The organism is Yersinia sp. 1652 StPb PI, assembly GCF_041538345.1.
GTDB lineage: Bacteria > Pseudomonadota > Gammaproteobacteria > Enterobacterales > Enterobacteriaceae > Yersinia > Yersinia enterocolitica_E.
On record NZ_JAULSM010000001.1, the window covers coordinates 1,443,268 to 1,460,328 of the forward strand.

Sequence of the window (17,061 nt, forward strand, 5' to 3'; positions counted from 1 at the left end):
CCTGATGAACTATATAAAGAACCCGCAGGAAATAGAGCAAAACAGTTTTGCCATCATCGGTGACATTATTGCCGATGAGCGGCCGGACTTTCGCTTTGTCAGTGAGATGCAAGAAGCGGTGATCAAGCGGGTTATCCATACCACGGCGGATTTTGATTGGCTGGATATTCTGCATTTCTCACCGCAGGTACTGACCCATATTGCCGAGGGTATCCGCCGGGGTTGCACCCTTTATACCGATACCACGATGGCGATGTCCGGTATCAACAAAGTGCTGTTAAAGCAGATGGGATGTGAATGCCGTTGCTACATCAGTGACCCACGGGTGGTGGAGAGTGCGCCGCTACAGGGTATTACTCGCTCGATGGCCGCAGTGGATGTTGCTCTGGCAGAGTCAGGAGAAAAGCTGTTTGTCTTTGGTAATGCCCCGACTGCGTTATTCCGCTTGTTGGAACGCCACGCCACACCGATCGCGGTCATTGGTGTACCGGTGGGGTTTGTCGGGGCGGCTGAATCCAAAGATGCCTTGGTTGCCAGTGACCTGCCGTGCATTGCAGCACTTGGGCGCAAAGGGGGCAGCAATGTGGCAGCAGCCATCATCAACGCCATCCTCTATCAGTTACGGGGGGCGCTATGAGTGAGGCTACTGTCAATGACAGTCAGATGCTGCAAAACCAGCAATTAGACAGTATTTGGCATAACGGCAAACAATATCGCAAAGGCTACACCACCGGTTCTTGTGCGACGGCGGCGGCTAAAGTGGCGGCGCTAATGGTGTTGCGCCAGCAAGTGATTGACCAGATTTCAATTGTGACGCCTTCCGGTGTCACGTTATGCCTGAATGTAGAACAACCCCTCATTGAGGGCCAGCAAGCTACGGCGGCCATCCGCAAAGATGGTGGTGATGATGTTGATGCGACCCACGGCATGCTGATTTTTGCTCGCGTCACGCTGCGTGAACAGACGGAAATTACTCTGCGCGGTGGCGAAGGAGTCGGGACAGTAACCCGTAAAGGTATTGGCCTCCCCGTCGGCAGCTCAGCCATTAATCGTACACCACGCCAGACCATCGAGGCAGCAGTGCGCGAGGTCATCGGCCCGTTACGCGGTGCTGAAATAGAGATCTTTGCTCCCGAAGGGCAACAGCGGGCGAAAAAAACCTACAACGGGCGGTTGGGGATCCTCGGTGGCATTTCCATCATCGGTACTACCGGCATTGTGACACCGATGTCGGAAGAGAGCTGGAAACGCTCGCTGGCACTGGAATTGGAGATGAAGCGCGCGGCGGGTGAAGATCGCGTCATTCTGGTACCGGGCAATCATGGCGAGCGCTTTGTTCGCGACCATCTGGGCCTCGACAGCCAGCGGGTGGTGACCATGAGTAATTTCGTCGGCTATATGTTGCAGGAAACCGTGCGACTGGGCTTTCGTCAGGTGCTGCTGGTAGGGCATCCCGGCAAATTAGTGAAAGTGGCCGCCGGTATCTTCCATACCCACAGCCATATCGCGGATGGGCGTATGGAAACATTGGTTGCCCATCTGGCGCTGATGGGGGCGCCGCATGCGCTACTGCTTGAAGTGAACCAGTGCGATACCACTGAAGCGGCGATGGAATTGATTGCTGAGCAGGGGTGGCAGGCGGTCTACAGCCGTATTGCCGAACGTATCTGTGAGCGAATTGCTGAAATGATGCGTTTCTCCGTTAATCCGCCGCAGTGCGATGCGATTTTATTCTCTTTCGATAATCAGGTGTTAGGCAGCAGCCGGCCTCTGGATGAGATTGTGGAGGCATTGCGATGATTACGGTTGTTGGCATCGGCCCAGGTGATATCGACTATCTGACCCCTGAAGCCCGGCGGGCTATCAGCCAGGCTGAGGTATTGGTGGGCGGGAAGCGCCATCTGGCAACATTTAGCAGCAATGTCCGTGAGTCCCGCTGGTTAGATGCGGATCTGCTGGGGTTACTGGAGTGGCTGGATAGCAACAAAACTCGCGCCATTGTGGTACTGGCTTCCGGTGATCCTCTGCTGTATGGCATTGGCAAACTGCTGGCGGCGAACTTCGGCACTGACGAGTTACATATCGTGCCCGGCATCAGCGCTATTCAATATCTGTGTGCCAAAGTGGCGCTGGATATGAATGACCTTTTTCTTACCAGCAGCCACGGGCGGGTACCCGATTTTGACTGGATTTTCCAGCATGACAAGGTGGCGATGGTGACTGACAGTATTATCGGCCCGCGTGCCATCGCCGATGCATTACATCAGCGTGGTCTGTCCCGCACCTTGATTATCGGTGAAAACCTGTCACAACCCAATGAACGTATTCACCGTCTGTCGCAACAACAGGTGGCGGCGCGTTATGACATGAATGTGGTGGTGATCCTCAATGAGAGATGATCTGTTCTTACGTGGGCAAAAAGTCCCGATGACCAAAGAAGCGGTGCGCGCATTGGCACTGGAACGGCTGGAGTTACCTTGTTATGGCCATCTGATTGATGTGGGCGCCGGGACGGGCAGTGTGGCGTTGGAGGCGGCACTGCGCTTCCCCGATTTGCAGGTCACCGCGATTGAGCGCAATCCAGCGGCACTGGAACTGATTAGCGAAAACCGCCAGCGGCTGGGTTGCCACAATGTGGCGATTATTGCAGGCGTTGCCCCCTTGCCTAATACGGCCGCAGCCGATGCCATTTTTATTGGTGGCAGCGGCGGGCATTTAACCGATCTGATTGATTGGGCGCTGATGACACTAAAGCCCGATGGCCGTTTGGTACTGACCTTTATTTTGCTCAATAACCTTAATGACGCGTTGGCTCACTTACAGCACTGCGCTGTCAGCCAGTTAGATTGCGTGCAGTTGCAACTCTCCACCCTGACCCCTTTGGGCAGCGGACACTATTTTAAACCTAATAATCCTACTTATCTTATTTCCTGCCACAAGGAGGCGCGCAATGTCTGAGCATCCTGATGCTGTATCAACAGCGGTAATACAACCCTGGGATACACAAAAAATCTGGTTTGTCGGTGCAGGGCCGGGCGACAAAGAGTTGATCACCCTGAAAGGCTACCGGTTGTTACAGCAAGCAGAGGTGGTTATCTACGCCGGCTCGCTGATCAATACCGAACTGCTGGAATATTGTTCGCCAGAGGCGCAATGCCACGATAGCGCGGGTTTGAATTTGGAACAGATCATCACACTGATGGTTGATGGTGTGCGGGCTGGCAAGTTGGTGGTGCGATTACAAACCGGTGACCTCTCTTTATATGGTTCGATCCGTGAGCAGGGGGAGGTGTTGAGTGAGCACGGTATTGGTTTTGTGTCGGTACCGGGTGTCAGTGCTTTTCTTGGCGCAGCAGCGCAACTGGGGGTGGAATACACCGTGCCAGAAGTGGCGCAGAGCTTGATTATTACCCGAATCGAAGGGCGAACCCCGATGCCGCCGCTGGAGCAACTGGAGGCGTTTGCCGCGCACCAAACGTCGATGGCGATTTTCTTGTCAGTGCAAGAGATGGACCGCGTAGCTGAACGTTTGATTGCTGGCGGATACCCGGCGACGACTCCTGTTGCGGTGGTGTACAAAGCGACATGGGCTGAAAGCCTTACTGTGCGCGGTACGCTGGCTGATATCGCCGAATTGGTCCGCGCCGCCGCTATTCATAAAACTGCACTGATTTTGGTGGGGGCGTTCCTCGGCGATGAATACCACTATTCCAAACTCTATGATGCGGGGTTTAGCCATGAATATCGTCAAGCCTGAATCCATAGCGGTATTTTGCCTGACTCCGGGCGGGGTGCGGTTGGCGCGGCGTTTGCAGACCCACTTGCCGCTGACCTGCTTTACCAGTGAAAAACTGTTGGAACCGGGTTTTCTGCCGTTCAATGGCAGTTTTGGCGACACCATCCGCGAGGCATTTAAACAGTACTCGGCACTGGTGGTGGTCGGGGCTATCGGCCTGACAGTGCGGGTTATCGCCCCGTTGGTGAATGACAAAATGAGTGATCCGGCGGTGGTGGTGATTGATGAGCGTGGGCAACATGTTATTAGTCTGTTGTCTGGTCACGTGGGTGGTGCCAATACGTTAACCCGTTATCTGGCGGGCATTCTCGGGGCCGATCCGGTGATAACTACTGCAACCGACGTTAACCAGATGGCGGCATTGGATACGCTGGCGACCCAACTGGACGGCGAAATGCAGGATTTTCGTCACGCCGTCAAAGTGGTCAATCAAATGTTGGTCAGCGAACAAAAAGTGGGGTTGTGGTGGGATGCACCCCTGTTAGCTGAGCGTGAACGCTGTGACACCCGTGGTTTTGTAGCGGTCGATTCGTTGGATCAATTGCCAAAACTGGATGCACTAGTTTGCGTCACGTTACGCGACAGCCTGCCCCCATTACCATTACCGGTTTACAAACTGGTGCCACGCCGGGTAGTCGCGGGTATCGGTTGCCGCCGGGCCACCTCGCTGCAAACCTTGGTTGAATTGTTACAACAGCAAATGGCCGAGAATCACTTTGACCTCATGGCGCTGCGGGCTATTGGCAGTGTCACTATCAAAAAAGATGAACCCGCGTTACATCAATTGGCTCAGTGCTGGCGAGTACCGTTCGAACTGTTCAGTGTCGGCGAACTGAGCCGCCATGAGCAACGTTTCCCTGCTTCTGATTTTGTCCGCCAAACGGTGGGTGTCGGCAGCGTTTCACAACCGGTCGCCTGGCTGATGAGCGACGGTAAATTGGTTGGCAATACTCTGCGTCAGCAGGGTGTCACCATCACTCTGGGAGTATCGCATTAATGTTAACCGTAATTGGCATTGGGCCGGGCAGTGAATCGATGATGACGCAGGAAGCCATCGCCGCAATCCGCGAGGCGGAAATTATCGTTGGTTATAAAACCTATACCCATCTGGTGAAACCCTTGACTGGGGATAAGCAGGTGATCAAAACCGGCATGTGTAAAGAGATAGAGCGCTGCCAAACCGCCATTGATCTGGCGCTGGCGGGCCATAACGTGGCGCTTATCAGCAGTGGTGATGCCGGGATCTATGGTATGGCGGGCTTGGTGCTGGAGCTGGTAACGCAACAAAAATTGGAGTTGGAGGTGCGGTTGGTGGCGGGGATCACCGCCAGTATTGCTGCCGCCTCGTTACTCGGTGCGCCGCTAATGCATGATTTTTGTCATATCAGCCTGAGTGATTTGATGACGCCGTGGGCGGTGATCGAAAAGCGCATTATCGCGGCAGCGCAGGCTGATTTTGTTATCTGTTTCTATAACCCACGCAGCCGTGGCCGTGAAGGGCATCTGGCCCGCGCGTTTGAGCTAATGCAGCCGTGGAAGCGGCCTGAAACGCCGGTCGGGGTAGTGAAAGCCGCCGGGCGTAAAAAACAGGAGAAATGGCTAACCACGCTGGGTGAGATGGATTTCGAACCGGTGGATATGACCAGTCTGGTTATCGTCGGTAATCAGGCGACCTATTGCCGTGATGGGCTGATGATCACGCCACGGGGCTATTCATTGTGATGGGCCATCACCCTTATCCACCGATTCATGTGTTTGGCGGTACCAGTGATGCGCGGCTGATTTGCCAATTACTGGATGTCGCAGAGCAGCGCTATAGCCTGTCGGTCGCCACGGACGCCGGTAAACAACTGGCGGGGGATATTGGCGGTGAGGTCATGGTTGGGCGGATGGATGCAGGGCAGATGGCTGATTTTTTGGCGATCAGACAGGTCCAGTGGGTGATTGATGCCTCGCATCCTTATGCCTGCATGCTCAGTGACAATGTGGTGGCGGCCTGCGAACAGTCAAATGTCACGCTGACCCGTTACCAACGACCAAGTGAAATTGATGTTCTGAGCCACCCTCTACTGCACAAGGTCGATAGTGTCGCTGCGGCCTGTGAGGTGGCCAAACGGCTGGGGCCGCGGGTGTTACTCACGACTGGCAGCAAGCAGTTGGCTGAATATCAACGTGGGCTGGTGGGTAAAACCTTACTGGTTCGGGTGCTGCCCACGGCGCAAGTGCTGAACCAATGTGAGGCGCTGGGGCTGGGGGTAGACCACATTATTGCGCTGCGCGGGCCATTCAGCGCGTCGTTCAATCAGGCACTGTATGAGTTTTGCCAGCCGGATGTGGTTATCACTAAAGAGTCCGGTGCCCTGGGGGGATATCAGGAAAAAGTCGCCCCCTGTCTGGCACTGAATATCCCCTGCATTGTGGTGTGTCGCCCCGCCAGCGTGGTATTGGGCGGTATTGGTCAGCAAGTGACGTCATTAGATGAATTTAGTCAACATCTGAACCACTGGCAACAATTTGGCCCACAGGCAAGAACAACGAGGACAATAAAATGAAAAAGGCACTGTTGGTGATCAGTTTTGGCACCAGTTATGAACAAACCCGCCAAAAGAATATTGATGCTTGCGAGCAGCAACTGGCGGCAGCTTACAGCGATCGTGATGTCTTTCGCGCGTTTACCTCGGAGATGATCATCCGCAAATTGCGCAAACGCGATGGTTTGCTGATCAACAACCCACGGGAGGCGCTAAAACACCTGGCTGAACAGGGCTATCAGGATGTCGCCATCCAATCGCTGCATGTGATAAACGGCGATGAATACGAAAAAATTGCTAATGAAGTGCGCACCTTTAGCGACTGTTTCCATCGTCTGGTATTGGGTACGCCGTTGTTAAGCAGTTTTGCCGATTACCAACAACTGCTGGTGGCGTTACAGGCTCAAATGCCGGTGCTGGCCGCCGATGAGCGGGTGGTTTTTATGGGCCACGGCGCCAGCCATTATGCCTTTTCAGCCTATGCCTGCCTTGATCATCTGATGACCTCGCTGCATTTCCCGGCATTGGTGGGCGCGGTAGAAAGTTATCCAGAAATCAGCCATATCATTACCCGGCTGCAACAGCAGGGGGTACGTAAAGTGCACTTAATGCCGCTGATGTTGGTGGCAGGCTGCCATGCCATCAACGATATGGCCTCTGATGAGCCGGACTCATGGCAATCGCAATTGGAGGCCGCCGGTATCTGTGCTCACTCCTGGTTACAAGGATTGGGTGAGAACCCATTGATACGTCAAATGTTTGTCGAACATCTGGACCAAGCCTTACAACAAAAACAGCAGGAGGCAGCGTAATGAGCGGCAGACTTTATGCATTGGGTGTTGGCCCAGGTGCCAGTGATTTAATTACGGTGCGCGCAGCACGGCTGATAGCCAAACTCGATGTGCTGTATGCGCCTGCCGGGCGCAAAGGTGGCGACAGTCTGGCGCTCTCTATCGTGCGCGAATACCTTTCACCACATACCGAAATCCGCACCTGTCATTTCCCTATGAGCGCTGATGATAGTGAGAAGCAAGCGGTATGGGATGAGGTGGCACAACAGTTGCAATCGGAAGTGGCCAATGGCCGTCAGGTGGGGTTTATCACCCTCGGCGATGCCATGTTATTCAGCACGTGGGTGTTTTTATTGGAACGCATCGGGCGGCCTGATTGGTTGGAAATCGTACCGGGCGTAACCTCATTTGCCGCCATTGCCTCGCGTGCGGCGCTACCGCTGGCGATGGAGCAGCAGTCACTGGCCATCATGTCCTGTACCGCGCCGGAGGCCGAATTGGAGCGCGCACTGCGGGATCACGACTGTGTGGTGCTAATGAAAGTCTACGGCCGTTTTGCTCGGATCCAGGCGCTGCTGGCACGGTTGGAGCTGTTCCCACATGCGCTGTTGATGTCGGAAGCCTCATTGCCCGGCGAAGTGTGCTGGCGTCAGCTTGATAGCATCGCCGCTGACCAGCCATTGCCCTATTTCTCGACCATTTTAGTGAATAAACAGCAACGAGTTAATGGATAACAGGTTAGTTAAATAGAGGGTTAATTAATTTTAAATTACTCCCCAAAGTGATTGGAGCAACTAATGGAAATGGAAAAAGAGTTAAAGAAACTGTCTTATAGCGGAGTGGCAATGGCAATCTTGCTCACGCTGGCACCGAATGACGTTTTTGCCATGCACATTATGGAAGGTTTTCTGCCGCCGATGTGGGCGCTGGCTTGGTGGGTATTGTTTCTGCCATGTCTGTTTATGGGGTTGGTGCGCTTAAAGCAGATTGTGGCTGAAGACAGCAATCAGAAAGTGTTACTGGCGCTGTGTGGTGCGTTTATTTTCGTGCTCTCAGCACTGAAAATTCCGTCGGTGACCGGCAGTTGCTCGCACCCTACAGGGGTAGGGCTGGCTGTCATCTTGTTTGGGCCGGTGGTGGTGGCAGTGCTGGGGGCGATTGTACTGCTGTTCCAGGCGCTATTGCTGGCACACGGCGGGCTGACAACGCTCGGTGCTAACGGTATGTCGATGGCGGTGATCGGGCCGGTAGTGGGGTATTTGGTGTGGAAATTGGCCTGTAAAGCGGGATTACGCCGTGATGTTGGGGTCTTCCTCTGTGCCATGTTAGCGGATTTAACCACTTACTTTGTCACCTCTGTGCAACTTGGCTTGGCATTCCCCGATCCACAATTTGGTATCAGTGGTTCAGTTATCAAGTTTATGGGGGTGTTCTGTATTACCCAGATCCCAATTGCGATTGCCGAAGGGTTGCTGACGGTCATGATTTACGACCAATTAACCAAACGGCGCTTAATTCACGCGGAGAGCCATTAACATGAAAAAGACCCTGATCCTGCTGGCAATGGTGATTGCACTGGTTATTATGCCGTTCTTTATTAATCACGGTGGCGAATACGGTGGCTCGGATGGTGAGGCTGAAGCGCTGATCCAGCAAACAGCACCGCACTATGAGCCTTGGTTCCAGCCATTATATGAACCTGCCAGTGGTGAAATTGAGAGTCTGTTGTTCACCCTGCAAGGCTCCATTGGCGCAGCGGTGATTTTCTATATCTTGGGTTACTACCGGGGGAAACGCGGTGAGCATGCTGGGGATTGATAAACTAAGTTATCAAAGCCGCTGGCGGCAGGTTGACCCAATAGGAAAACTGGTGCTGTATGGGGTTTTCCTGTTGTTGGCGATGCTCAGCCCGCCGCTCTATCAGGCGCTACTGCTGATATTTATCGCCGCGCTGACCTGCTACTTGTTACGCATTGGCCCGCGCCGTTATCTGCGCTGGCTGGCTATCCCGCTGTCATTCCTGTTGGTGGGGTTGGTGACTATTGTGTTATCCCTCGCCCGTCAACCGGAGAGCATGTGGTGGAGTATACAAATCGGCAATTGGTGGTTCGGTATCGATAAAGTCGGTCTAACCACTGCCAATCAGACCTTGTGGCGTAGCCTGGCTGCATTGGCCGCGACTTTCTGGTTTGTGCTGAATACGCCATTCCCACAGCTTATTCAGATACTTAAACGCTGCCATGCCCCCCGTTTGCTGACTGAGCAAATTTTGCTGACCTGGCGCTTTATTTTTATTTTGGCTGAAGAGGCTGCTGCTATCCATCATGCGCAGTCCCTGCGGTTTGGTTATATCTCATTGCGTACTGGCTACCATTCGCTGGCTATGTTGGTGAGTATGCTATTTACCCGCGTGATGATTCGCTATCAACAGATGGTTATCTCGCTGGATATGAAACTTTATCAGGGTGATTTCCACCTGTAAGGCAGGATTTGATGTTAGCCACCAGGCAGTTAGGTTTCAGCTATCAGGATGAGCAGGTATTGCACGATCTGACGCTGGATTTCAGTCAGCACGCGGTCACTGGTGTCTTGGGCGCCAATGGCTGTGGCAAATCCACCTTATTTATGAATCTGACCGGTATTTTGCAACCCCAACACGGGACTGTGCTGTGGCAAGGAGAGCCGCTGAGTTATAAAAAGGCCAGCCTGCGTGAGCTACGCCAACGGGTGACAACGGTATTCCAAGACCCGGAACAGCAGATTTTTTATACCGATATCGACAGTGATATCGCGTTCAGCCTGCGTAATCTCGGCGTGGAGGAAACGGTGATCGCCGCGCGAGTGGATCGGGCGCTGACACTGGTTGATGCGCAGGGTTTTCGCCATAAATCTATTCAGCACCTCAGTCACGGTCAGAAAAAACGGGTGGCAATTGCCGGAGCACTGGTGATGGAAGCAGAGTATCTGTTACTCGATGAGCCGACCGCTGGGCTGGATCCGGCCGGGCGTCAGCACATGATTACCATCATTGAACGCATTGTGGCAGAAGGGAAACGGGTTATTCTCTCCAGCCATGATATCGATTTGGTCTACAAGGTTTGTGACTATCTGTATGTCTTATCTCATGGTCGCTTAATGATGGCCGGTGAAACGACTGAGGTGTTTCTGCAACAGGATAAACTGCGCGCTGCCGGGCTTATCCAGCCATGGTTGGTCAAAATGCACTGCGAGCTAGGGTTACCGTTATGCAAAACGGAAGAACAACTTTTTGCGTTGATGCGTCAGCGTGAAACCGAGGAGGCGCAATGAGTTTATCGGTGATGGTGCAAGGTACCGCATCTGATGTAGGTAAGAGCGTATTGGTGGCTGGGTTATGCCGTATTTTTATGCAGGATGGCTATCGTTGTGCACCGTTTAAATCGCAGAATATGGCGCTCAACTCAGGTATTACGCCGCAGGGTGAGGAGATGGGGCGGGCACAGATTTTTCAGGCGGAAGCCGCAGGCATCACCCCTGATGTGCGCATGAATCCGGTACTACTCAAACCCACCAGTGACCGTAAGGCGCAGGTGGTACTGATGGGCAAAGTTGCCTGCAATATGGATGCGGTGGAATATCATCAATATAAGCCGCAATTGCAGCAACAAATCAGCGAGGTTTACCAAAGTTTAGCCCGTGAATATGACGTCATGGTACTGGAAGGGGCGGGTAGCCCGGCAGAAATTAACCTGCGTGACCGCGATATCGTCAATATGGGGATGGCGGCAATGGCCGATGCACCGGTGATACTGGTGGCTGATATCGATCGCGGTGGGGTGTTTGCGGCTATTTATGGCACCTTAGCCCTGTTGCATCCTCATGAAAAAGCCCGGGTCAAAGGGGTGATAATCAATAAGTTTCGGGGTGACATTGCGCTGCTTAAACCCGGGTTGGAACAGATTGAAGCGCTGACGGATGTGCCGGTATTAGGGGTAATGCCGTGGCTGGATATTGATTTGGAAGATGAAGATGGTGTGGCATTACAAAATGGCAAATATCAGGATGCGGCGGAAAAAGCGCTGGATATCGCTGTCATTCACTTGCCACACATTGCCAACTTTACTGATTTTAATGCGTTGGCGGCCCAGCCAGATGTGCGCCTGCGCTATGTTTCGCAGCCCTCAGCCTTGGGGCAACCGGATCTGATTATTCTGCCTGGCAGCAAAAATACCTTGGGCGATTTACAGTGGTTGCATCACAGTGGGCTGGCCGCCGCGTTATTGGCACAACATCAACATCAGGTACCGGTGCTGGGTATCTGTGGCGGTTATCAGATGTTGGGAAAACGTATTATTGATGGTGTGGAGTCTGGGCTGGAACAGATGGCAGGCCTTGGTTTGCTGGATGTGGAAACGCAGTTTGCACAGGACAAAGTGACCACGCGGGTCAGTGGCTATTGTCTGACGGGCCTGCCGGGGATGCTGGAAAGCTGCGGCGAGCAGCAACTGGAAGGCTATGAAATTCATATGGGTGCATCCCTGCTTGGAGCGGCAGCCAAGCCTTTCGCACAATTGACATTGCGTAACGGGCTAGTGGAGCAATGGTTGGAAGGGGCGGTGAACGCCGACGGCAGTGTGCTGGGCAGCTATATTCATGGTCTGTTTGACAGCCACAACTTCACTCGCCCACTGCTGGACAATTTGCGCCAACGTAAAGGGCTAGCGGCGTTTGACGGTGTGACGGTGAATTACGCCGAACATAAGCAGCAACAGTTTGATATTCTGGCAGCACATATGCGACAACATATTGATATTGAAAGTATTTATAAAATAATGAAAACACATCGACAGGAGAGCGCGCAGTGATTTTGATTACCGGAGGTGCGCGCAGCGGCAAAAGTTCGCTGGCTGAACGGTTGGCGGCACAGGCGGCTGAGCGGGTGTTTTACATTGCCACCTCAGTGGTAACAGATGTGGAAATGGCCGCGCGGGTTGAGTTACATCGCGCCAGTCGCCCGGCACACTGGCGTACCTGGGAAGGTTATCGGGATCTGGGGGCAGTGTTGGATCAGCAAGTGGAACCCGGCGAAGCGGTGATGTTGGAGTGTATTACCACCCTTATCACTAATCTGCTGTTTGAACAGGCCGGTGATACGCCGCCGGAGCAGATGGATTTCATGTTACTTGAAGCGGGGATTCAGCAACAAATTACCGATCTGCTGGCCGCCTGTGCCCGAAGTTCAGCACCGATTTATTTGGTGACGAATGAACTGGGGATGGGCATTGTGCCGGAAAATCGTTTAGCGCGACATTTTCGCGATATCGCCGGTCGGGTCAATCAGCGCCTGGCTGCTGCCGCTGACCAGGTGTTTCTGGTGGTTTCCGGCATTGAGGTAAAAATTAAATGAGCCTGCGTCTATTTCTCGCCACCTTGCAGTTTATGACCCGGATTCCGGTGCCAGAGCGCTGGACGCAAGGGTTGGCGATGGATCAGTACGAACGCGGTATTATCGGTTTCCCGCTGATTGGGCTGATTGTCGGTATCATCGGCGCGCTGGTCTTTACCCTGCTGGCCCCCTGGTGTGGCATTCCGTTAGCGGCACTGGGTTATGTGCTGGCACTGGCGCTGGTCACTGGCGCTTTCCACCTTGATGGTTTGGCAGATACCTGCGATGGCGTGTTTTCCGCTCGTAAACGCGAGCAGATGTTGGAGATCATGCGTGATAGCCGCCTTGGTACTAACGGCGGTTTAGCCTTGATCTTTATCGTGGTGGCGAAAGTGCTGGTGGTGAGTGAACTGGCACTGCGCGATGTGCCGATGCTATTGATGCTAATGGCAGCTTCAGTGGCGGGGCGCACGGTGATTGTGTTGTTGATGTACCGCCAGCGTTATGCCCGCGCAGGCAATGGCTTGGGCAATATTTACATCGGTAAAGTTACCGGCCGGCAAACTGCCGTCACATTAGTGGGTGGCGCAATACTTACCCTGTTACTGGGGAAAGGGACTGCGCTGTTGGCACTGGTGATTACCATGGCGGTAGTGCTGCTGTTGGCAACCTATCTGCGTCGCCGTTTAGGCGGGCAAACCGGTGATACATTGGGCGCGGCTGCTGAAATAGGTGAGTTGGTGTTTTTGCTGGCGCTGTTGTAGCTGCCCTGCAATAACAGCGTTATTTCCTGAATAATCTCAAGATTGAGCCATTCTATGCGACTTTTTCTGGTACGCCACGGGCAAACCGAGGCCAATTTGCGTGGCGTTTTTTGCGGCCTGACCGATTTGGCACTGACACCACAGGGTGTGGAGCAGGCCGGATGGGTGGCCGATTGGTTAGCGGATGTGAATTTTTGTCAGGGCGTCAGCAGCCAGTTGCTGCGCGCCCGCCATACCGCCGACATCATACTTGCTGGGCACCGGGTGAGCGCCGATAGCGACGGGCAATTAAATGAAATGAATTTTGGCGACTGGGAAATGCGCCATCATCATGATTTACAGCGAGAAGACCCGGATGCATGGGCACAATGGGTGGCCGATTGGCAACAGGCAAGTCCCACTGGAGGAGAGTCATTCCCTCAGTTTTCTGCCCGGGTTGAAGAGGTTATCCAGCCACTGTTGTTAGCATCGGGCACTTCACCACAAAGTAATGATAACAATCGGCTACTGGTTGCTCATCAGGGGGTATTAAGCCTGATGTTGGCTCGTTTGCTGGCCATGCCAGCGGCGGCTATGTGGCATTTTCATTTTGATCAGGGGGCATACAGCGTATTAGAGATCCATGATGGATTTGTCACGCTGCGTGCGTTTAACAGTCGGGCTGTTTGGCAGCCTGCAATACGAGGTTAAGTACATGCAAACACTTTCATCGATTCTGCGCACGATTGCGCCGCTGGATAGCAAGGCGATGGCCCGAGCACAGGTGCGGTTGGATGGTTTACTGAAACCACCAGGTAGCTTAGGTCGCCTGGAACAACTGGCGGTTCAACTGGCTGGAATGCGGGGGTTATACGGGCATCAAGTTGAGCGCAAACAAATTATTGTGATGGCAGCAGATCATGGCGTCTACGATGAAGGCGTGGCTATTTCACCTCGAGTGGTCACGCTGGTTCAGGCGTTGAACATGGTGAAAGGGGTAACGGGTGTTTGCGTGCTAGCGGCTAATGCCGGTGTTGAAGTAAAAATTGTCGATGTGGGTATTGATAGCGAGACGCTACCCGGTGTGGTGGATATGAAAGTGGCGCGTGGCAGTGGCAATATCGCCCGTGAAGCGGCAATGACTCGCCAGCAGGCAGAGGATTTACTTTGTGCCAGTGCACTGCTGACATTACGGCAGGCGGCTGAAGGCGTGAAAGTATTTGGTGTTGGTGAGTTGGGTATGGCGAATACTACGCCAGCAGCGGCGATGGTCAGCGTGTTTACTGACAGCGATCCTGAATTGGTGGTGGGGATTGGGGCTAATTTTCCTAGCGCGCAGTTGCATCATAAAGTGGCGGTAGTGCGCCGTGCTATCGAAACCAATCATCCAGATGCCAGTGATGGTATTGATGTGTTGGCGAAAGTGGGTGGTTTTGATTTGGTAGGTATGACCGGCGTGATGCTTGGTGCGGCGGCGGCGGGGTTACCGGTGGTGTTGGATGGTTTCCTCTCATATGCTTCTGCGTTAGCGGCTTGCCGTATCGCACCGGGGGTCCGTGACTATTTGATCCCCTCTCATCTATCAGCAGAAAAAGGTGCGGTCATTGCGTTAAGCCATCTGCAACTCGAGCCATACTTGCAAATGGGCATGCGGCTAGGTGAGGGCAGTGGCGCCGCAATTGCCATGCATTTAGTGGATGCCGCCTGTGCTATGTATAACAATATGGGGTTGTTGGCTGAAAGTAATATTGAGTTACCTACTCCCCTTCGTCCTTGAAATTACAGGGGTGTTAGCTACGTTCATTCACCCGAATCACTTACATGAGTAAGCTCATCGGAGTTCATTCTCTTGCTGCCTACCTGTAATCCCAATGACTTTGGGGTGTTTCCTTCGTCCTTGAAATTACAGGGGGTGTTAGCTACGTTCATTCACCCGAATCACTTACATGAGTAAGCTCATCGGAGTTCATTCTCTTGCTGCCTACCTGTAACTTGAATGGCTTTGAATTGCTAAGGGAGTTTTTAGTCGTTGAATAATCAAATAGAAACAAAAAAACCGCCAGGTAGGCGGTTTTTTTGTGCTGGTCAGGTAAGCGGCCTTTCCAGCAGGGCTTTGTTACCAACGTAACGCAAGGGCGATCTAGTGTTGATATTTCGGTCTGATTGCTACTCACTGTCAAGTATTTAGCGGGCACGTATTGGTGTACAAACTCGGACGGCTTTCCTTTACGGCCTAAAAATTTTAGTTCAAGAGAATAATTACTTACTCTTGTTCTGAATCCCGCGTGTGCCTAAGTTGTTATTATCAACTTGTGGCAGCCCAGTGGTTGCTGAAGAGGATAATAAACCGGTTTCAACATAGTTAAACAGCTTCTCACGGGTGTCGGTGATATCCAGATTACGCATAGTCAACTGACCAATACGATCGTCAGGTGAGAATACGGAATCCCCTTTCTCCATGGTCAGGCGCTCTGGTTTGTAGGTCAGATTGTCAGATACCGTATTGAGAATCGAATAGTCATTGCCACGACGCAGTTCCAGTGTCACTTCACCGGTAATCTCGCTCGCAACCCAACGTTGCGCAGAATCGCGCAGCATCAATGCTTGTGGATCAAACCAACGGCCTTGATACAGCAGACGACCCAACACCCGGCCATTGGCATGATATTGCTCGATAGTATCTTCGTTATGAATACCGGTTAGCAGACGCTCATAAGCGATATGCAACAACGCCATCCCTGGGGCTTCATAAATGCCACGGCTCTTGGCTTCGATAATACGGTTCTCAATTTGGTCGCTCATCCCCAAACCATGACGGCCACCAATACGGTTGGCTTCCATCATCAGCTCAACACTGTCGTCAAACACTACGCCATTTAGAGCAACCGGATACCCACGTTCAAAACGGATAGAGACTTCTTCCGCTTTCACTACCACGTTTTCATCCCAGAACTTCACGCCCATAATCGGGTTAACGATTTTGACGCTGGAATTAAGGAATTCCAAGTCTTTGGCTTCGTGAGTGGCTCCAAGCATATTAGAGTCAGTGGAATAGGCTTTCTCGGTCGACATTTTATAGTCGAAACCGGACTGAATCATAAACTCGGACATTTCATGACGGCCGCCCAATTCATCAATGAAATCAGTATCCAGCCACGGTTTGTAAATTTTCAACTCAGCATTGGTCAACAGACCATAACGATAGAAACGCTCGATATCGTTACCTTTATAGGTACTGCCATCACCCCAGATATTGACACCATCTTCTTTCATGGCGGCAACCAGCATGGTACCGGTGACAGCACGGCCCAACGGGGTGGTGTTAAAGTAGGTCACACCGGCGGTGGTGTTATGGAATGCACCACATTGAATGGCTGCGATACCCTCAGCAACCAGTTGTTTGCGGCAATCAACCAGACGGGCTTTCTCTGCGCCATACTCCATTGCCTTACGCGGAATTGCATCGTAATCTTCTTCGTCAGGCTGACCCAAATTGGCGGTATATGCATAAGGAATTGCACCCTTTTTCTGCATCCATAACAGTGCTGCGCTGGTGTCCAGGCCACCAGAAAAAGCAATACCAACACGCTGATTAATAGGAAGGTGTTTGAGAATAGTTGTCATCAATTAAATCCTGTATGAATTAGGTCTGTCTGGCAAAGGTTTCAATGCCTACATTGATATCGCAAAACCCCTATTCTAGTCAAAGACATTTTGCATATTTATGTATGTTTCATTGCATAAGTATTTCATCACCACTATGGTGAAATGATGTTTCACTAAAATTTATCGCATGTTCTATTATGAGATCTGCAAGGGTTTTTTACCGCGGACA

Annotated in this window: 20 protein-coding genes; 19 read left to right on the plus strand and 1 reads right to left on the minus strand. The window is 52.5% G+C overall.

Annotated elements, in window-relative coordinates; genetic code table 11:
- The first annotated feature begins 4 nt into the window (after positions 1 to 4).
- From Q2T71_RS06590 to cobT, 19 genes are all read left to right on the plus strand, one after another.
- On the plus strand, positions 5 to 637 hold the full coding sequence (locus Q2T71_RS06590; protein ID WP_372558495.1) for a cobalt-precorrin-8 methylmutase: 633 nt from the start codon (positions 5 to 7) through the stop codon (positions 635 to 637).
- Complete coding sequence (cbiD, locus tag Q2T71_RS06595) at positions 634 to 1,800, plus strand: cobalt-precorrin-5B (C(1))-methyltransferase CbiD (RefSeq protein ID WP_372558496.1); 1,167 nt, start codon at positions 634 to 636, stop codon at positions 1,798 to 1,800. Before Q2T71_RS06590 ends, cbiD begins: the two co-directional genes overlap by 4 nt.
- Positions 1,797 to 2,399: a cobalt-precorrin-7 (C(5))-methyltransferase gene (locus tag Q2T71_RS06600; RefSeq protein ID WP_372558497.1), complete on the plus strand. Its 603-nt coding sequence runs from the start codon at positions 1,797 to 1,799 to the stop codon at positions 2,397 to 2,399. Before cbiD ends, Q2T71_RS06600 begins: the two co-directional genes overlap by 4 nt.
- Positions 2,389 to 2,958, plus strand: coding sequence for a decarboxylating cobalt-precorrin-6B (C(15))-methyltransferase (locus Q2T71_RS06605; protein WP_083159262.1), 570 nt, complete (start codon positions 2,389 to 2,391; stop codon positions 2,956 to 2,958). Before Q2T71_RS06600 ends, Q2T71_RS06605 begins: the two co-directional genes overlap by 11 nt.
- The gene (locus Q2T71_RS06610) at positions 2,951 to 3,757 is read left to right on the plus strand and encodes a cobalt-precorrin-4 methyltransferase (protein WP_372558498.1); all 807 of its coding nucleotides are present in this window, start codon (positions 2,951 to 2,953) and stop codon (positions 3,755 to 3,757) included. Before Q2T71_RS06605 ends, Q2T71_RS06610 begins: the two co-directional genes overlap by 8 nt.
- Entirely contained in the window at positions 3,738 to 4,793 is a 1,056-nt protein-coding gene (gene cbiG, locus Q2T71_RS06615) for a cobalt-precorrin 5A hydrolase (RefSeq protein WP_372558499.1), read from the plus strand. Before Q2T71_RS06610 ends, cbiG begins: the two co-directional genes overlap by 20 nt.
- On the plus strand, positions 4,793 to 5,518 hold the full coding sequence (locus Q2T71_RS06620; RefSeq protein ID WP_372558500.1) for a precorrin-3B C(17)-methyltransferase: 726 nt from the start codon (positions 4,793 to 4,795) through the stop codon (positions 5,516 to 5,518). Before cbiG ends, Q2T71_RS06620 begins: the two co-directional genes overlap by 1 nt.
- Positions 5,518 to 6,348 (plus strand): cobalt-precorrin-6A reductase, encoded by an 831-nt coding sequence (locus Q2T71_RS06625; protein ID WP_372559864.1) that lies wholly within the window; start codon positions 5,518 to 5,520, stop codon positions 6,346 to 6,348. Before Q2T71_RS06620 ends, Q2T71_RS06625 begins: the two co-directional genes overlap by 1 nt.
- Positions 6,345 to 7,139 (plus strand): sirohydrochlorin cobaltochelatase, encoded by a 795-nt coding sequence (locus Q2T71_RS06630; protein ID WP_372558501.1) that lies wholly within the window; start codon positions 6,345 to 6,347, stop codon positions 7,137 to 7,139. The genes Q2T71_RS06625 and Q2T71_RS06630 overlap by 4 nt, the downstream gene beginning before the upstream one ends.
- The gene (locus Q2T71_RS06635; protein ID WP_372558502.1) at positions 7,139 to 7,852 is read left to right on the plus strand and encodes a cobalt-factor II C(20)-methyltransferase; all 714 of its coding nucleotides are present in this window, start codon (positions 7,139 to 7,141) and stop codon (positions 7,850 to 7,852) included. Before Q2T71_RS06630 ends, Q2T71_RS06635 begins: the two co-directional genes overlap by 1 nt.
- Before the next feature lie 63 nt (positions 7,853 to 7,915).
- Positions 7,916 to 8,653 (plus strand): cobalt ECF transporter S component CbiM, encoded by a 738-nt coding sequence (gene cbiM / locus Q2T71_RS06640; protein WP_005185360.1) that lies wholly within the window; start codon positions 7,916 to 7,918, stop codon positions 8,651 to 8,653.
- A gap of 1 nt (position 8,654) precedes the next feature.
- Positions 8,655 to 8,936, plus strand: a complete 282-nt coding sequence (locus Q2T71_RS06645; protein ID WP_005185363.1) for an energy-coupling factor ABC transporter substrate-binding protein — start codon at positions 8,655 to 8,657, stop codon at positions 8,934 to 8,936.
- Positions 8,923 to 9,600 carry an energy-coupling factor ABC transporter transmembrane protein gene (locus Q2T71_RS06650; RefSeq protein WP_372558503.1) on the plus strand — a complete coding sequence of 226 codons (678 nt, stop codon included), beginning with the start codon at positions 8,923 to 8,925 and terminating at the stop codon, positions 9,598 to 9,600. Before Q2T71_RS06645 ends, Q2T71_RS06650 begins: the two co-directional genes overlap by 14 nt.
- Positions 9,601 to 9,611: 11 nt before the next feature.
- A complete protein-coding gene (locus tag Q2T71_RS06655) occupies positions 9,612 to 10,427 on the plus strand; it encodes an ATP-binding cassette domain-containing protein (RefSeq protein WP_083159258.1) in 816 nt (271 codons plus the stop codon).
- A complete protein-coding gene (locus tag Q2T71_RS06660) occupies positions 10,424 to 11,962 on the plus strand; it encodes a cobyric acid synthase (RefSeq protein WP_372558504.1) in 1,539 nt (512 codons plus the stop codon). The genes Q2T71_RS06655 and Q2T71_RS06660 overlap by 4 nt, the downstream gene beginning before the upstream one ends.
- On the plus strand, positions 11,959 to 12,504 hold the full coding sequence (gene cobU, locus Q2T71_RS06665; RefSeq protein WP_372558505.1) for a bifunctional adenosylcobinamide kinase/adenosylcobinamide-phosphate guanylyltransferase: 546 nt from the start codon (positions 11,959 to 11,961) through the stop codon (positions 12,502 to 12,504). Before Q2T71_RS06660 ends, cobU begins: the two co-directional genes overlap by 4 nt.
- Positions 12,501 to 13,247, plus strand: a complete 747-nt coding sequence (cobS, locus tag Q2T71_RS06670; RefSeq protein ID WP_372558506.1) for an adenosylcobinamide-GDP ribazoletransferase — start codon at positions 12,501 to 12,503, stop codon at positions 13,245 to 13,247. The genes cobU and cobS overlap by 4 nt, the downstream gene beginning before the upstream one ends.
- A gap of 54 nt (positions 13,248 to 13,301) precedes the next feature.
- On the plus strand, positions 13,302 to 13,937 hold the full coding sequence (locus tag Q2T71_RS06675; protein ID WP_372558507.1) for an adenosylcobalamin/alpha-ribazole phosphatase: 636 nt from the start codon (positions 13,302 to 13,304) through the stop codon (positions 13,935 to 13,937).
- 4 nt (positions 13,938 to 13,941) lie between these two features.
- A complete protein-coding gene (gene cobT, locus Q2T71_RS06680; RefSeq protein ID WP_372558508.1) occupies positions 13,942 to 15,003 on the plus strand; it encodes a nicotinate-nucleotide--dimethylbenzimidazole phosphoribosyltransferase in 1,062 nt (353 codons plus the stop codon).
- A gap of 482 nt (positions 15,004 to 15,485) precedes the next feature.
- On the opposite strand, the gene argG is transcribed toward cobT, so the two are convergent.
- Positions 15,486 to 16,850: an argininosuccinate synthase gene (gene argG, locus Q2T71_RS06685; RefSeq protein WP_372558509.1), complete on the minus strand. Its 1,365-nt coding sequence runs from the start codon at positions 16,848 to 16,850 to the stop codon at positions 15,486 to 15,488.
- Positions 16,851 to 17,061: the final 211 nt, after the last annotated feature.

Excerpts from the sequence above, each read along its gene's own strand:
- Q2T71_RS06590 (WP_372558495.1), top strand. The coding sequence starts at position 5 with ATGAACTATATAAAGAACCCGCAGGAAATAGAGCAAAACAGTTTTGCC.
- cbiD (WP_372558496.1), top strand. The coding sequence starts at position 634 with ATGAGTGAGGCTACTGTCAATGACAGTCAGATGCTGCAAAACCAGCAA.
- Q2T71_RS06600 (WP_372558497.1), top strand. The coding sequence starts at position 1,797 with ATGATTACGGTTGTTGGCATCGGCCCAGGTGATATCGACTATCTGACC.
- Q2T71_RS06605 (WP_083159262.1), top strand. The coding sequence starts at position 2,389 with ATGAGAGATGATCTGTTCTTACGTGGGCAAAAAGTCCCGATGACCAAA.
- Q2T71_RS06610 (WP_372558498.1), top strand. The coding sequence starts at position 2,951 with ATGTCTGAGCATCCTGATGCTGTATCAACAGCGGTAATACAACCCTGG.
- cbiG (WP_372558499.1), top strand. The coding sequence starts at position 3,738 with ATGAATATCGTCAAGCCTGAATCCATAGCGGTATTTTGCCTGACTCCG.
- Q2T71_RS06620 (WP_372558500.1), top strand. The coding sequence starts at position 4,793 with ATGTTAACCGTAATTGGCATTGGGCCGGGCAGTGAATCGATGATGACG.
- Q2T71_RS06625 (WP_372559864.1), top strand. The coding sequence starts at position 5,518 with ATGGGCCATCACCCTTATCCACCGATTCATGTGTTTGGCGGTACCAGT.
- Q2T71_RS06630 (WP_372558501.1), top strand. The coding sequence starts at position 6,345 with ATGAAAAAGGCACTGTTGGTGATCAGTTTTGGCACCAGTTATGAACAA.
- Q2T71_RS06635 (WP_372558502.1), top strand. The coding sequence starts at position 7,139 with ATGAGCGGCAGACTTTATGCATTGGGTGTTGGCCCAGGTGCCAGTGAT.
- cbiM (WP_005185360.1), top strand. The coding sequence starts at position 7,916 with ATGGAAATGGAAAAAGAGTTAAAGAAACTGTCTTATAGCGGAGTGGCA.
- Q2T71_RS06645 (WP_005185363.1), top strand. The coding sequence starts at position 8,655 with ATGAAAAAGACCCTGATCCTGCTGGCAATGGTGATTGCACTGGTTATT.
- Q2T71_RS06650 (WP_372558503.1), top strand. The coding sequence starts at position 8,923 with ATGCTGGGGATTGATAAACTAAGTTATCAAAGCCGCTGGCGGCAGGTT.
- Q2T71_RS06655 (WP_083159258.1), top strand. The coding sequence starts at position 9,612 with ATGTTAGCCACCAGGCAGTTAGGTTTCAGCTATCAGGATGAGCAGGTA.
- Q2T71_RS06660 (WP_372558504.1), top strand. The coding sequence starts at position 10,424 with ATGAGTTTATCGGTGATGGTGCAAGGTACCGCATCTGATGTAGGTAAG.
- cobS (WP_372558506.1), top strand. The coding sequence starts at position 12,501 with ATGAGCCTGCGTCTATTTCTCGCCACCTTGCAGTTTATGACCCGGATT.
- Q2T71_RS06675 (WP_372558507.1), top strand. The coding sequence starts at position 13,302 with ATGCGACTTTTTCTGGTACGCCACGGGCAAACCGAGGCCAATTTGCGT.
- cobT (WP_372558508.1), top strand. The coding sequence starts at position 13,942 with ATGCAAACACTTTCATCGATTCTGCGCACGATTGCGCCGCTGGATAGC.
- argG (WP_372558509.1), bottom strand. The coding sequence starts at position 16,850 with ATGACAACTATTCTCAAACACCTTCCTATTAATCAGCGTGTTGGTATT.